Source organism: Zoogloea oryzae (assembly GCF_030161255.1).
Classification (GTDB): Bacteria; Pseudomonadota; Gammaproteobacteria; order Burkholderiales; family Rhodocyclaceae; genus Zoogloea; species Zoogloea oryzae.
In genome coordinates this window covers 1-16,023 of record NZ_BSPX01000026.1, presented here as the reverse complement: position 1 = coordinate 16,023, position 16,023 = coordinate 1, and the positions used below count along the sequence as shown (strand labels likewise).

Genomic DNA, 16,023 nt, shown 5'->3' with positions numbered 1-16,023 from the left:
CCCCGCAGGCTTGCCGCTTTTTGCCATCGCCATGAACGAGAGCCCCTTCAAAGGCAAGACCGGCATCACCCGCGTGTGGAACGCCTTCCACTACTCGATGGCCGGCCTCGCCGCCGCCTATCGCAACGAAGACGCCTTCCGCCAGGAGGTGTGGCTGGCCGCGGTGCTGGTGCCGCTGGCCCTGTGGCTGCCCGCCAGCGGCATCGGCAAGGCGCTGATGATCGCCAGCGTGCTGCTGGTGATCCTGGTCGAGCTGGTCAATTCTGCCGTCGAGGCGGCGGTGGACCGCATCTCCTTCGAGCAGCACCACCTCGCCAAGCGCGCCAAGGACATCGGCAGCGCGGCGGTTTTCGTGGCGCTGGTGAATGCGGTGGTAGTCTGGGGGCTCGTCCTGTTTGGTTGAATCTCCCATGAAGCCCTCCCGCAAACCCTGCGTCAATTGCACCTGCGCCACCACCGGCTTCTGCCCGCGGGGCGTAGGCGCCAACATCCCGCCCGAACTCGCCGCCGCCCAGCCCGCCGCGCCGGCAAAGAAGCCCTCGGCCGCCGAACTGCGCCGCGAGCAGCTCCGCCAGCTGCCTGGCAACCGCAAGAAGATGCGTTTCTGAGCGGCCGCGGGCAACGCGCCCGCGCCGCTTGTCACCCTCAATCATCACCCGCCGCACCCGTCCCGCCATGGAACAGACCCACGCCATCTCCGCCCTCGTCATCCACCGTCTCGCCCGCCTCGGCGAAGGGCCATCCCGCGTCCAGCCCCGGCCGGCGCCCAATGTCATCGACGCGCCGGCGGTGGGCCTGATGGAGCGCCTGTGCCGCCACTTCGCCGAGCGCCCGGGCAAGGGCTACGGCTGCTTCGAGCAGGACGAGCAGAACTTCCCGATGATCAACCTGGTGCGCCGCTACACCCGTGACGGCAGCCTGGATTTCCCCGCCTTCAGCGCCGAGGCGCTGGCCCACCTGCAGCAGCGGGTGGATGAGGACGCGGTGGAGGAGGCCGGCTTCCTGGTCATCGCCCGCGCCACCATCTTCGGGGCGGACTGCCTGTACTTCGCGCTCTTGCAGGAAACCGTCGGCTCGGTGATCGACGACGGCCTCGCCATCCACGACAACCCGCATCTCGATTTCTCGGGCCTGCAGGTGGCCGGGCGCATCGACCTCACCGCCTGGCAGGCCGGCGCCGAGCGCTACATCGCCTTCCTCAAGGGCCGCGGCGACGTGGCCGGCTGGTTCAAGCGTTTCCTCGGCTGTACCGACGTGGTCATCGCCCTCAAGGAAACCAAGAAGCTCGTCGAGACGCTCACCCACTTCGCCGACACCCAGCAGCTCGAAGCCCCGGCCCGCGACGAACTGCTGGAGCGCGCCCACCTGGTGCTCGAAGAGATGCACGAGAGCGGCGCCCCGCTGGACCTCGCCAGCGTGGCCGAGCAGGTCTTCCCCGACGCGCCCCAGAAGCTCGTCGAGCGCCTGCAGGACGAGGCGGCCGATCTCGCCACCGGCTTCGTCCCCGACAAGCGCGCCCTGCGTCCGCTGATCCGCTTCAAGGCCGCAGCGCAAGACTGGAAGCTGGAATTCGAACGCGCCGGCCTGCGCTCCGGCACCGTCCAGTACGACCCGGCCAACAACACGCTGGTCCTCACCGACGTGCCGGAAGGGCTGCGGAAGGTGTTGATGGAGGGGTGAGGACGGGAGTGGGGAGTAGGGAGTAGGAAGTAGGAAGTAGGAAGTAGGAAGTAGGAAGTAGGAAGTAGGAAGTAGGAAGTAGGAAGTAGGAAGGTTGGCGGGCTTCCAATCCATTCGCCGGCCTGTTCCTGCAGGCGGCGCTCCTGATTCAGAACGCTATCCGCGCACGAACTTCACCGGCGCTTCCGCCGGGCGGGTTTCGTCGCCCAACACCCGCGCCCGCAGCTGCCCGCAGCCGCCTTCCACATCCTGCCCGGCCGAGTTGCGCAGCTTGGTGAGGATGCCGCGGCGGTGGAGCTGGCGGGCGATGTCGGCGGCCTTGTCCCACGCCGGGCGGCGGAAGGGCAGGTCGGGCACCGCGTTGTACGGGATCATGTTCATGATCGCGTACTTGCCCGCGAGCAGGCGCACGATGCCGTCGAGCTCTTCCGGCGTGTCGTTCACCCCGTCGATCAGCGTCCATTGGTACTGGATCGGATAGCCGGTGCGGCGGGCGTAGGTTTCGCCCAGCTCCACCAGCTCGTCCGGGCTGATGCGCGGAGCCTTGGGGAGCAGCTCGAAGCGCAGATCCGCGCGGCTGGTGTGGAGTGACAGCGCCAGCGCCGGCTTGACCGTGAGCGTGGGCAGGCGCTCGAAGACGCGGTGGTCGCCCACCGTCGAGAACACCAGGTTCTTGTGGCCGATGCCGCCCTCGGTGCCGAGGAGCTGGATCGCCTCGATCACGTTTTCCATGTTGTGGGCGGGCTCGCCCATGCCCATGAAGACCACCTTCTTCACCGCCCGCTGGCGCCGCGCCAGCACCACCTGGGCGACGATCTCCGCGCTGCCCACCTGACGCAGCAGGCCGTCCCGGCCGGTCATGCAGAACACGCAACCCACCGCACATCCCACCTGACTCGACACGCACAGGCCGTCGCGGGGGAGCAGCACGCTCTCCACCGTCTGGCCGTCGGGCAGCTGCACCAGCAGGCGCGCCGAGCCGTCCTCGGCCGGGTGCTCGGAATGCAGCCGGGCGAGGCCGTCGAGCTCGGCGGTGAGCGCCGGCAGGGCGTCGAGCACCGCCTGGGGCAGGTTCGGGCCGCGCCGGGCCGGGCCGGCGGAAAGGGGCAGGGCGTGCGTCCAGGCGCGCAGGACGCGCTGGATGTGCACGGGTTTGGCGCCCAGATCGGCAAGGCGCTGGCGGAGATGTTCGATGCGCATGAGGGGCCGAATGATATGCCTTTTCCGCTGCCGTTTCAGGGGTTTGGCGTCGACGCATGCCCACCCGGCCGGCGTGCGCCGTGCCCTTGTCCGCCCGCCCGCGCCGCCATGTAGGCAAAACCCCTATCGATTATGTCTTATTTGACAAATTTGAGGTATTGAGTCTGGCGTGGTTCCCATTTTGAGCATCGCCAAGGTGGCCGTTGATCAGCAAAATATCGTTGATATAAAACATAAAAATGTTCAAGGCGCGGCCTTGGAGTGGCATTCCAGGGCAAGGGCCGACAATCATCAATAAATGCAAATTTGAAAAAAACGAGAAAGATGGTATTTTTGCGTCCGTTCAGGGCTCGATGAAGTTGGTGACAGGTCGCTTTTTGGCCTGCCGGTGCCCGTCAGCCACAGATTGCCGAGGTCCATCTTGCATAGCCAAACCCACCCGACGACCCTTGCCGTCCTCGCCCTGGCGCTCGCCAGCGGCATGGGCGCCGCCCAGGCCCAGACCGCCGCCCCCGATGCGGGCTCACTGATGCAGCAGATCGAGCACGGCCAGCAGCCCAGCCTGCCCCAGGTCCGCCGACCGAGCGTTGCCCCTCAGCCCGAGATGAAGCCCGTCAGCGGCATGGTCATCACCGTCAGCCGCTTCCGTTTTGCGGGCAACACCCTCATCGACGAGAGCCGCCTGCAGCCGGCAGTGGCCCCGTGGGTTGGCCGCCCGCTGGATTTCAGCGAGCTGCAGAAGGCCGCCGCCGCGGTCGCCGCCGTGTATCGCGAGGCCGGCTGGGTGGTGCGCGCCTACCTGCCCAAGCAGGAGATCGAGAACGGGGTGGTCACCATCCAGATCGTCGAGGCCGTGCTCGGCAGCGTGCTGATCGAAGCCCCCGAGAGCCTGCGCCTGTCCCCCGAGGTGGCGCGCCGCATGGTGTCCGCCGCCCAGCAGCCCGGCCAGCCCCTCAACGCCGAGGCCGTCGACCGCGCCCTGCTGCTGGTGGACGACCTGCCCGGCGTGACCGTGCAGGGCAACCTGAAGGAAGGCACCAACGACGGCGAGACCGACCTGCTCCTCAACATGGAGCCGGAGCCCTTCCTGAGCGGCGATGTGGGCGTCGACAACACCGGCGCGCGCTCCACCGGCGGCAACCGCGTCACCGCCTCGCTGTATGCCGGCAGCCCCTTTCGCCTGGGCGACCAGATCGGGGTGAACCTCATCAAGAGCGAAGGCAGCGAATACCTGCGCGGCGCCTGGTCGCTGCCGGTCGGCAACCAGGGCTGGCGCCTCGGCGCCAACTACTCGGGCCTGCGCTACGACGTGGTGACGCCGGAGTTCTCCAGCTACAAGCTGCGCGGCCACTCCAGCAGCGCCGGCGTGGATGCCAGCTACCCCATCGTGCGCAGCCGGATGAAGAACCTCTACCTGCGCCTGGCCTGGGACCACAAGACCTACTTCAACGAATCCCGCGACGCCACCACCAGCGACTACGGCATCAACGTGGCCAGCGTGGGCCTGTCCGGCAACGCCTTCGACAGCCTCGGCGGCGGCGGTGCCACCACCGGCGGCCTGACCCTTTCGTCGGGCAAGGTCGATCTGGGCGGCTCGCCCAACCAGGTTTCCGACGCCGCCGGCGCCAACACCCAGGGCACGTATCAGATCTACCGCTACGCGCTCAACCGCCTGCAGGCGATCACCCCGGACCTCACCTTCTTCGCTGCCTGGAGCGGCCAGATGGCCAGCCGCAACCTGGATTCCGGCGAGCGCTTCTACCTGGGCGGCGCCAACGGCGTGCGTGCCTACCCGGCCAGCGAGGCCGGCGGCTCCGAGGGCGATCTGATCAACCTCGAGCTGCGCTACCGCCTGCCCGCCAACCTGTCCCTCACCGGCTTCTACGACTGGGGCCGGGTCAAGGTCAATCACAACAACGACTTCACCGGCGCCGCTGCCAAGAACAGCCTGGAACTCCAGGGCGCCGGCATGAGCATGGCCTGGGCCTCGCCCTTCCGCGCCAACTTCCGGCTCACCTGGGCCCACCGCATCGGCACCAACCCCAACCCGACCGCCACCGGCAAGGACCAGGACGGCACCAAGGCCATGAACCGCTTCTGGTTCATGGCCACGCTCCCGTTCTGACCCGCCCCGCGATCCGCCTCCGACTTCCCGTTCCCTCCCAGCCTACGGACCACAACACCATGACCACTCTGCTCTTCTACAAGAACGTCGTCGCCCTCGACCGCAACCAGCACGCCGCCCTCAAGCTCAAGCCCGCCGACAGCCTCGACTTTGCCGGCCACGCCACCAGCCTGCCCATCGTCATCGGCGAGTTCGCAGAAGTGGCCCGCCAGAGCCCGATCGCCTTCCTGCGCGTCGAGAACGGCGACCTGGTGCCGGTGGCGCTGGTCGGCCTGCCCGGCGGCCGCAACCTGTACGTGAACGACGACGGCAAGTGGACCGCCCCGTACATCCCGGCTTTCGTGCGCCGCTACCCCTTCGTGTTCGCCGAGACCGGTGAAGACCAGCTGACCCTGTGCGTCGACCGCGACTTCGAAGGCTTCAACGAAGCCGAGGGCGAGCCCCTGTTCGACGCCGGTGGCGAGCCGGCCGCGCCGATCCAGGGCGCCCTCGAGATGCTCACCGAGTTCCAGCGCCAGAACGTCCTCACCCGCCAGTTCGTCCAGCACCTGGAAGAGGCCGGCATCCTGATGGAAGCCCAGGCCAGCGCCGCCCTCAACGACGGCCGCAACTTCACCCTGCAGGGCCTGCTGGTGGTCGATGAGGCCAAGCTGCGCGAGATCCCCGAAGACACCCTCAAGGCATGGTTCGCCACCGGCGAGCTGGGCCTGATCTACGCCCACCTGCTGTCCCTGGGCAACCTGCTCGAACTCCTTCGCCGTCAGCCCGCGCCCACCGGCCTGGCCAACTGATCCGGCTCCCCCCGCACCCCCACGTCACCTGAAATCCGAACTCTGAAGGAGCGCTCCCATGAACGGGCATGCATCGATGAACCGAATCTACCGTCTTGTCTGGAGCCATCGCCACGATGCCTGGGTCGTTGTTGCGGAAATCGCGCGCGGCCGCGGCAAGTCCAGCGGCGTGACGGGTTCGGAAGCCCGGGTGGGCGGCGCCGCCGCCGCAACGGTGACGGGGGAGGGCGCGGGGCGCTGGCGTGAGCGATTGCTGGGTGCGGCGCTGCTCACCCTCGGGATGAACGCCTTCGCGGCCCCGCCGGCTGCCGGCCAGCTGCCCACCGGCGGCAACGTGGTGGCCGGCCAGGCGGCGATCAGCCAGAACGGCGCCCGGATGGACATCAACCAGGCCTCCAACCGCGCGGTGATCGACTGGAGCACCTACAACGTGGGCGCTGCGGCCCAGGTGAACTACAACCAGCCGTCCGCCGCGTCGGCCACCCTCAACCGGGTGATGGACACCCAGGCCTCGCAGATCCTCGGCAAGATCACCGCCAACGGCCAGGTGGTGCTGGTCAATCCGAACGGCGTGTACTTCGGCAAGGGCTCCAGCGTGGATGTGGGCGGCCTGGTGGCCTCGACCCACGACATCGCCAACGCCGACTTCATGGCCGGCAAGTCCAGCTTTGCCCGCAACGGCAGCACCGGCAGTGTCGTCAATGAAGGCGAGCTGCGTGCCGCGCTGGGCGGCTACATCGCCCTGCTGGCGCCGGAAGTGCGCAACGAAGGCGTGATCGTCGCCCAGATGGGCACCGTCGCGCTGGCCTCGGGCGAGCGCGTCACCCTGCAGTTCGACGGCAACAACAGCCTCGCCGGCATCGTCGTCGAGCCGTCCAAAATCAAGGCCCTGGTCGAGAACAAGGGCGCCGTGGTGGCGCCGGGTGGCGTCATCATCCTGTCCGCGCGGGCCGTGGACCGCCTGCAGGGCGGCATCGTGCGCAACAGCGGCAAGCTCGAAGCCACCGGCCTCGCCATGAAGGGCGGCAAGATCGTCCTGGAAGCCTCCGACCGCGTTGAAAACACCGGCACCGTCAGCGCCGACGCCGGCCGCGACGGCAGCCCGGCGGGCGAGGTGAGCGTCACCGCGCCGGTGGTCGTTAACAGCGGCACCATTTCCGCCAAGGGCGCGCCGGCCACCGAACCCGTGGTGGCCGGCGCCAGCCGCAGCGGCGGCCGCGTCAGCATCACCGCCGACACCGTCACCCAGACCGCCACCGGCAAGCTGGATGTCTCCGGCGCCGACAAGGGCGGCGAAGTCACCGTCAAGGCCGCGCAGGACGTGGCCGTCTCCGGCGCCGTGGATGCCACCGCCGAAGAAGGCGAGGGCGGTGCCGTCCACGTCGAGGCGGGCAACAACATCAGCCTCTCCGCCGCCACTGTGGACGTCTCCGGCCTCCTCACCCGCGGGCAGATCCGCCTCGACGGCGGCCAGCCCAAGGCGCCCACCGCGCCGGCCGACAACACCCCGCCGACCACCGCCATCCTCGACAGCAGCAGCCTGCGCGCCGGCAGCCGTCGCGGTCGTGGCGGCAGCATCACCCTGACCGGCGATCACGTCGGCCTGTTCGACGGCGCCGAGCTCGATGCCTCCGGCGCCACCGGCGGCGGCAGCGTGCTGGTGGGCGGCGACTACCAGGGCAAGAACCCCGACATCGCCAACGCCCAGGCCACCTTCGTGGCCGAAGGTGCGGTGATCCGCGCCGACGCCACCGACACCGGCAACGGCGGCAAGGTCATCGTGTGGGCCGACGGCAACACCCGCTTCCTCGGCCAGATCAGCGCCCAGGGCGGCGCGAATGGCGGCGACGGCGGCTTTGCCGAAGTCTCCGGCAAGGGCGTGCTGGACTTCCGCGGCCAGGTGAACTTGCTGGCTGCAGCCGGCCGCGCCGGCACCCTGCTGCTCGACCCGTACAACCTCACCATCAGCAGCGGCGCCGACACCATCGCCTCGGGCTTCGACGCCGACGGCGACGACTCGGTGCTCAACGTCGCCACCCTGCAGAACGCGCTGGCCAACGGCAACGTCACCGTCACCACCGGCAGCGGCGGCAGCCAGGCAGGCAACATCACCGTCGCCAACACCCTGGGCTGGTTCTCGAACTACTCGCTGACCCTCACCGCCGCCAACAACATCACCGTGAACAGCGGCGTCTCGATGATCGCCGCCGGCAACGGCAACATGATCCTCACCGCCACCGGCGGCGCCCTCAGCAACGCCGGCACCGTGCGCACCTACGGCGGCAACCTCACCGTCGTCGCGGGCGGCGCGGTCTCCGGGGCTGGCGTGTATGACGTGGCCGGCACCGCCAGCTTCAGCGCCGGCGGCAACATCGGTCTCACCACCGCCAGCAACCGCTTCGTCGGCGCGGTGTCGCTCGACACCACCAGCGGCAGCGTGCAGTTCACCAACTCGGTGGCCACCGTGCTCAACGGCGCCAGCGCCACCAGCGGCGTCACCATCGCCTCGGGCGGCTCGATCACCACTGGCGGCTCGGCCACTGGCCTCGACAGCGGCAGCGGCGCGCTGACCCTGTCCACCGCCAGCGGCTCCAACGGCTCGATCACTTACACCGGCAACGTGCACGCCGGCGGCGACACCAGCGTGTCGGCCGATGGCCTGGGCGCCATCTCCCTGGCCCACATCACCGGCGCGGTGACGGTCGTGTCGGCCTCGGCCGGCGGCGCGATCACCCTCGGCGACAGCAGCACCGGCGCCGTCACCCTCGATTCGGCCAGCGGCAACGTCATCAGCGGCACCGCCGGCAGCGCCGGCCAGGCCAGCGGCACGGTGTCGGTCACCGGCACCTCGATCACCCTGAACGACCCGATCCGCACCAAGGGCGGCCGGGTCAACCTCACCGCCACCAGCGGCGACGTGACCGCCCTCGCCGGCGCCAACATCGTCACCACCGCCGACGGCGACACCGGCACCGCGTCCGGCGTGGTCAGCGTGACCGCCCAGGGCAACGTGACCCTGCAGGCCATCACCACCACTGGCGCCAACAACCTGCTGGGCGTGGGTAGTAACGCCGCGGCGGTGGGCATCACCGCCACCACCGGCGACGTGAACGTGGGCGCCATCACCACCTCGGGTGGCGACGCGACCCCCGAGGCCTCCAACCCCACCAACCGCAACGGCGGCAATGCCGGCAACATCATCATCGGCGCCCCCGGCAGCGGCAAGAAGATCTACCTGAACGGCGACCTGCTCGCCATCGGCGGCGGCTACTCCGGCGCCAGCACCCAGGGCCTGGGCGGCTACATCGAGCTGCAGACCCCGACCATCCTCACCGCCAACCGCCTGCTGTCCACCGGCGCCACCTCGGGCAACATCTACGCCCTGTCCGCCATCGATTCGGACGGCACCGCCCGCAGCCTGACCCTCACCGCCGGCACCGGCGACGTGCGCCTGCGCGGCGTGGTCGGCGGCACAGCCCCGCTGTCGAGCCTCACGGTGTCCTCGTCGGCCAACACCACCGTCGAGAAGAACCTCACCACCAACGCCGCCGGCGGCGTGACCATCAACGCCAGCTACAACATCCACCTGGGCGACGACACCGTCACCAACGGCAGCGGCGCGATGACCGTGGACACCCGCAGCGGCAACGGCACGGTGACGCTCAACACCATCAACACCTGGCTGGACGACGCCGTCACCTTCACCCGCGGCAGCGGCGCCATCAGCGTCTCCCAGAACCTCTACAGCAAGGCCGCCGAGCGCAACGACCTGACCTTCAACGGCACCGGCGGCGGCGCCGTCTCGGTGGGCTGGGACGTGGGCGGCGGCAGCGTCGGCGGCGCCAACAGCCTCGGCGACATCCTGGTCAGCACCGGCACCGACCTGAGCCTCAACCGCAATGTCTCGGCCAAGAGCCTGGTGGCGGTGAACAGCACCGGCCGCCTGCTCATCAACGGCAGCAACATCTACGCCCAGTATTACGACGGCGCCTCGGGTCTGCAGCTGCAGACCACCGGCAGCGCCAACAACGTGGCTGGCGACGAGAACGTCACCGTCTATGGCTCGGTCACCAGCACCGCCAGCGGCGCACCGATCAGCATCGCCGCCCCCAACGGCACGCTCACCCTCGCCAACTACGCCGACCTCACCACCGCCGCCGGCGCGATCACCCTCAGCGCCTCGGGCAACATCTCCAACGGCTACGACACCGACCTCACCAGCACCGGCGCCGCCATCACCGTCAGCTCCACCGCCGGCGCGCTCAACCTCACCGGCGACTACCTGGACATCACCTCCGGCGGCGGCCAGGTGAACCTCTCCGGCGTCGGCGTGACCTTCGGCAACACCGGCGCCGCCGGCATGGCCTCCAACGTGAACGCCGGCAGCGGCAAGATCCGCGTGAACGGCGGCGGCGGGCGCATCCTGTCTTACGGCACCCTCACCAGCACCGACGCCGACTCCAGCGGCACCTCGGCGATCCTGCTGCAGAACGCCTACGTGGCCAGCGCCAGCAGCGGGGCAGTGGTGATCCGGGCGGCTACCGCCACCGGCGGCACCCTCGAGATCGGCCAGCTCTCCGGCGGTTCGGCGGCCAGCAACGCCGACGTGCGCGGCGACGTGCTCCAGTACGACTCCGGCGCCAGCTACAGCGACACCATCAACATCAAGACCCTGAAGGTGGCGTCCACCACCACCATCAATGTCGGCGACAACTCCAACATCATCGACGAGCTGGGCGGCGTGACCCTCGGCGGCGCACTGACCATCCAGGCCAAGGGCCGCGTCACCGGCATGGCCCTCACCGGCGACGTCACCGCAACCGGGGTGGACATCCGCACGGGTGTGGGCGCCCTGGCCGTCGGCACCCGCAACATCACCGCCACCACCGGCAACGTGGTGCTGCGCGGCCGCGGCATCACCCAGTCGGCGGGCTCCACCATCTCGTCCACCGCCGGCACGGTCACCCTGTACGGCAGCGACTACGCCACCAACACCCTCGGTGATGTCACCCTCGCGGGCACCGTCAATGCGGGCAGCAACTCGAGCGCCGCGGTGACCATCGACGACACCGCCGCCGTGCAGCTGGGCGACATCACGGCGGGCGTCGCCGGCAATCGCGGCGGCCTGGTGCTCGGCAGCAACACCTACCAGAGCCTCAACGGTAGCGGCAACCACTGGCTGTACGCCAATGGCGCCGTGAGCCAGGCGGCCAACACCGCGGTCAAGGTCGGCGTCATCCAGGCCTTCCAGCTAGGCGGCCCGCTGAACCTCAGCAACGTCACCAACGAGATCGGCCAGGTCGGTTATGTGCGTCGCGGCGGCGCGATCACGATCTACGACAAGGATGTCGAAGGCAACGGACTGCTGCTGACCAACATCTACGACGGCAGCTACGACACCCTGCTCACGGCCACCACCGAAGGCGCGATGTCGCTTACCGGCACCAACCGCGGCAAGGGCATGGTGCTGACCGCCGGGGCTGGCGGCTTCACCGCCTCGGGCTCCATCGAGGGCCACCACGGCGGCGCCGGCAAGATCACCATCACCACCAGCGGTGGCGTCAACCTGACCAGCGGCACGATGTACGCCAAGGGTATCGAGATCTACTCGGGCAGCGCCGGCATCACCAATTCCGTGGATCTGCAGGCTCACCACGGCGGCGGCGGCGACCTGATCCTCGACGCGGGCGGCGGCAACGTCACCCTCAACAACCGGCTCTACAACAGCGGTTCGGGCAACGACATCTTCATCCTCGACGCCAACAACGTTCAGCTCAACAACATTGAGATGCATGGTGGCACCAAGCTGGTGCTTGGCGGCGTCGGCACCGGGGTGGGCGGCGCCGACGTGCCCCTCACCGGCAACGTCACCCAGACCAGCCGGATCTACTCCGACTCCGACACCACCGACGTGACCGGCGCGGTGACCGGCTCGGTCAACCTCAACGGAAGCAACGAGATCTACCGGCTCGGCTACTTCGCCACCGGCGGCAACTTCAACCTCTACGACGTCAACCGCAACCTGACCGTGGTCGGCGCCGTCTCGTCGGCCACCGGCAACGTCAGCATCTCCAACGGCAACTACGGCATCACCCTGGCCAGCACCGGCAGCCTCACCGCCAACACCGCCACCAAGTCGGTCAGCGTGGCCGGCTACGGCGGCAACACCAACGGCTGGGTCAACATCCAGGGCGCCATCAGCGCCGGCTCGGGCGGTATCGCCCTCACCGGCGGTGGCTCCATCACCAACAACAGCACCGGCACCCTGTCCACCGGCGGCAGCGCGATGATGCGTTCGGTGTACGGCAGCCTCACCCTCGGCGGCGACATCACCGCCGGCGCCAACGGCATCCAGCTCACCTCGGGCGGCACCATCACCCAGACCGCCGGCGTCCTCACCACGCCGGGCGCGGTCTCCGGCCCCGACCAGAGCGGCGGCACCTCGCCCACCTACGCCAACCCGTCGGCCCTGGGCGCGATCAGCCTCACCGGCAACAACGTGATCGGCAGCGTCGGCCCGTTCTACCTGAATAACGCCAGCGCCGGCGCCTTCAGCCTCAACGACACCACCGGCGGCCTGACCCTCACCGGGGCGATCAAGACCTCCACCGGCAACGTCACCCTCACCACCAACGGCGGCGCCCTCAACCTCGCCACCTACGGCATCTCTGCCGGTGAATACGCCAGCGGCGGCGGCAACATCGCGCTCACCGGCCGCGGCATCATCCAGGCCTCCGGCAGCATCAACGCCACCGGCGGCAGCGTCGGCACCGGCCCGTCCACCGGCACCAGCGGCGGCACCATCACCCTCACCGGCCACGACGGCACTGCCGCCGGCGACATCGTGCTGAGCGGCACGGTGCAGACCGCCAGCGCCAGCGCCAGCGCCGTCACCATCCGCGGCACCAGCGCCCTGGCCCTGCCCAACATCAGCGCCCCCAACGGCGGCCTGGTGCTCGGCGACAGCACCCCGACCATCGGCGCCATCACCGGCGCGATCACCCAGAGCGCCACGACCTCGGTGGATATCAAGACCCTCAACGTCACCGGCGGCAGCTCGGCGGTGCTCGCCAACACCGGCAACAAGATTTTCCAGCTGGGTACCATCTCGGTGGGCGACAACGCCGCCGTCCAGTACGACTTCGACGCCTACGATTCCACCTCCGGCCTCTCGCTGACCCAGAGCATCACCAGCGCCGGCGGCCTGCGCCTGCGCACCGCCACCGGCGACGGCGCCAGCGGCGCGCTGGCCATCGGCGTGCGCAGCATCACCGCCCACGGCGACGTGTTCCTGGGCGGCGACAGCGTGACCCAGTCCCTCGGCTCCGTCATCGACGCCGACAGCGGCAGCATCCGCGTCGATGGCGGTGGTGGCACCTTCAACATCAGCCTTCTCGGTACCACCCAGACCACCAGCAGCGCCAGCTCCGCCATCGAGATCGTCGGCGCCACCAACGCCACCCTCAACGTGGTGTCGGCCACCGCCGGCACCGTGACCCTGGGCGTCAGCGGCAAGGAAGTCACCGGCACCGTCGCCCAGGTCGCCGACACCGGCACCCTGTCGGCCGCCACCCTGGCCGGCAAGGCCGGTGTGGTCACCCTCAACAAGACCTACCTGGACAACCTCGGCAGCTTCATCACCACCGGCGCGCTCACCCTGAAGGATCTGGGCGGCGCCGGCACCGCCGGCCTCAAGCTCACCGGCGACGTGGTGGCCGGTGCGGCCTCCAGCATCGAGACCACCGACGGCGTGCTCGACCTCGACACCCACGGCGTCGACGCCACCGGTGTCGACATGGTGCTGAAGGGCGTCGCGGTGTCCCAGACCACCGGCTCGTCGATCAAGTCCACCACCGCCTCGATCTTCGGCAACACCGGCAACATCACCCTCGACAGCGCCCTCAACGATTTCACCGGCCAGGTCACCGTCACCTCCACCGGCAGCCAGGTGTCGATCCGCGATGCCAACCAGCTGAGCATGAACGCCCTCACCGGCAAGCTGGCCCAGAGCACCTCGATCACCGCCATCGCCGGCACCCAGCTCGTGCTGGCCACCGAAAACCTCACCACCACCACCGGCAACATCGAGTTCCGCTCCCTCGACGGCAACCTCACCACCCCGGGCACCCTCACCACCGGCTCGGGCAGCGTCTCGCTGTACGCCACCACCTCGACCCCGGCGGTTGCCACCAACGGCAACGTGCAGGTCAACCAGACCATCACCACCGGCAGCGGCAGCGTGAATGTGGTCGCCCAGAAGGAGGTCAACCTCTCCAAGAGCGTGATCTCCACCAGCGGCAACCTGCTGCTCTCCGGCGACACCATCACCCACTCCACCGGCTCGGCCGGCGCTCCGCTGATGCTCCAGACCGGCGGCGCGGGCACCATCGACGTCACCGCCTCCGGCACCGGCGGCTTCGTGATGGGCCAGTACTACAGCTACCAGGCCGGCACCGGCACCATCTCCATCACCTCCGGCTCCACCGCCGATCTGGCCAACATCAGTTCCAGCGGCGCGGTCACGGTGGATGCGGTCGGCCTCGTCCAGCAGGTGGGGGCCGGCGCCACCATCGCGTCGGATTCGCTTGCGGTCACCACCACCAACAACGGCAGCGTCACCCTCACCAACGCCACCAACGACGTGGCCAAGCTGAGCCTGAAGAGCCGTAACGCCGGTGGCACCGCCGCCGGCAGCGGCACCATCACCTACAACGACGCCAACGGCTTCGCGGTGCGCCAGATCGAGACCGCCGGCAACGCCACGCTCACCGCCCACGGCGCGATCGCCACCGACAGCAGCGGCTACCCCGGCACTGTGGTCGCCGACACCCTCACGGTGAAGTCCCTCAGCAACAGCGGCGCCGACATCATCCTCAACGCCGCCGGCAACGACGTGAACAGCCTCACCGTCAAGGTGCGCGACGCCGCCGACGCGGCCATCGCCGGCAGCACGTCCACCCCCAGCGGCACCATCCGCTTCACCGACGCCGACGGCTTCTCGGTGACCAGCGTCGAAACCCTGGGCAGCACCGTGCTCAACGCCGCCGGCCCGGTCACCCAGACCGGCGCCATCCTGTCGGCCAAGCTGGGCCTGCAGGGCAGCGGCAGCTTCACCCTCAACGCCGCCAACACCGGCGTGCCCCTCAACGAGGTGAGCACCTTCGCCTCGGACGCCACCGGCGCGGTCAACCTGTCCAGCAAGCTGGCGCTGACCATCGGCTCCGTCAATCCGGTGGGCATCACCACCGGCGGCGCGTCCATCAGCCTGTCGGCGCCCAGCATCGACTCCGCCGGCCAGACCATCGACACCCGCAGCGCCACCCCGGGCACCGCCGGCGGCGCGGTGAGCCTCACCACCACCGCCACCGGCAGCACCGGCAACCTGCGCACCGGCAACATCATCACCTCGGGTTCCGATGCCGACATCGGCCTCGGCGGCGCCGGCGGCGACGCCGGCAACATCACCCTCACCACCGCCGGCGACACCCTCACCGTGGCGGGCACCCTTACCGCCCGCGGCGGTGCCGGCGATGGCGCCGGGGTCACCGGCAACAGCGGCACCGTGCGCCTCAACGCCGCGGCCGGCGCAGTCAGCCAGGCCGACGGCAGCAACGAGATCAACGCCGGCAAGCTGCTCATCAACGCCGCCAAGGCCTCCAGCCTGCTCGACACCGGCAACACCGTCGATCTGGTTGCGGCCAGGATCACCGGCGTCGGCGAAGGCTTCACCTACCGCAGCGGCGCCGACTACGCCGTGGGCGGCGGCGACGGCACCGTCACCGGCATCAGCACCCAGGGCGGCGCGGTCGATCTGGGCAGCAGCCCGGTGGCCGTCACCGTCAGCGAAGCCGTCTCCACCCGCGGCGGCAGCTTCAGCGCCACCGGCGTGGGCAGCTTCGACTCCTCCTCGGTGACCATCTCCACCCTCGGTGACATCACCTACGCCAGCGGCGCCTACCAGAACGGCGGGGCGATCCACGTCGCCACCACCGCCAGCGGCGGCAACGTGCACACCGGCACCCTGATCACCAGCGGCAGCGCCGGCGCCAGCGGCGCGTCGGCGGGCAGCGTCACCCTCATCGCCGACGGCGTGCTCACCACCTCCACCATCACCGCGCTGGGCCAGGGCACCGGCACAGGCGGTGCGGTCGATCTCACCGGCGGCAGCGGCGTGCATCTGGCCGGCTCCATCGACACCAGCGGCGGCGTGGCCGCCACCGCGGCGGC

At 69.5% G+C, this 16,023-nt stretch carries 7 protein-coding genes; 6 read left to right on the top strand and 1 reads right to left on the bottom strand.

The features are described from left to right. Positions 1 to 31 precede the first annotated feature (31 nt). From QQK25_RS10095 to QQK25_RS10085, 3 genes are all read left to right on the top strand, one after another. Positions 32 to 403 (top strand): diacylglycerol kinase, encoded by a 372-nt coding sequence (locus tag QQK25_RS10095; protein WP_284187847.1) that lies wholly within the window; start codon positions 32 to 34, stop codon positions 401 to 403. Positions 404 to 410: 7 nt separating this feature from the next. Continuing rightward, the gene (locus tag QQK25_RS10090; RefSeq protein WP_284187806.1) at positions 411 to 608 is read left to right on the top strand and encodes a hypothetical protein; all 198 of its coding nucleotides are present in this window, start codon (positions 411 to 413) and stop codon (positions 606 to 608) included. A 67-nt stretch (positions 609 to 675) separates the two neighbouring features. Beyond that, the gene (locus QQK25_RS10085) at positions 676 to 1,680 is read left to right on the top strand and encodes a nucleoid-associated protein (RefSeq protein WP_284187805.1); all 1,005 of its coding nucleotides are present in this window, start codon (positions 676 to 678) and stop codon (positions 1,678 to 1,680) included. A 156-nt stretch (positions 1,681 to 1,836) separates the two neighbouring features. On the opposite strand, the gene QQK25_RS10080 is transcribed toward QQK25_RS10085, so the two are convergent. Beyond that, positions 1,837 to 2,880, bottom strand: a complete 1,044-nt coding sequence (locus tag QQK25_RS10080; protein WP_284187804.1) for an RNA methyltransferase — start codon at positions 2,878 to 2,880, stop codon at positions 1,837 to 1,839. A 421-nt stretch (positions 2,881 to 3,301) separates the two neighbouring features. On the opposite strand from QQK25_RS10080, the gene QQK25_RS10075 reads away from it, so the two are divergent. The 3 genes from QQK25_RS10075 to QQK25_RS10065 form a co-directional block, all read left to right on the top strand. Beyond that, a complete protein-coding gene (locus tag QQK25_RS10075; RefSeq protein WP_284187803.1) occupies positions 3,302 to 5,005 on the top strand; it encodes a ShlB/FhaC/HecB family hemolysin secretion/activation protein in 1,704 nt (567 codons plus the stop codon). A gap of 59 nt (positions 5,006 to 5,064) precedes the next feature. Continuing rightward, positions 5,065 to 5,796 (top strand): SapC family protein, encoded by a 732-nt coding sequence (locus tag QQK25_RS10070; RefSeq protein ID WP_284187802.1) that lies wholly within the window; start codon positions 5,065 to 5,067, stop codon positions 5,794 to 5,796. 58 nt (positions 5,797 to 5,854) lie between these two features. Continuing rightward, on the top strand, positions 5,855 to 16,023 hold a 10,169-nt coding region (locus tag QQK25_RS10065; protein ID WP_284187801.1), incomplete at its 3' end, for a two-partner secretion domain-containing protein.

Coding starts and splice junctions, on each gene's coding strand:
- QQK25_RS10090 (WP_284187806.1), top strand. CDS start 411: ATGAAGCCCTCCCGCAAACCCTGCGTCAATTGCACCTGCGCCACCACC.
- QQK25_RS10080 (WP_284187804.1), bottom strand. CDS start 2,880: ATGCGCATCGAACATCTCCGCCAGCGCCTTGCCGATCTGGGCGCCAAA.
- QQK25_RS10095 (WP_284187847.1), top strand. CDS start 32: ATGAACGAGAGCCCCTTCAAAGGCAAGACCGGCATCACCCGCGTGTGG.
- QQK25_RS10070 (WP_284187802.1), top strand. CDS start 5,065: ATGACCACTCTGCTCTTCTACAAGAACGTCGTCGCCCTCGACCGCAAC.
- QQK25_RS10085 (WP_284187805.1), top strand. CDS start 676: ATGGAACAGACCCACGCCATCTCCGCCCTCGTCATCCACCGTCTCGCC.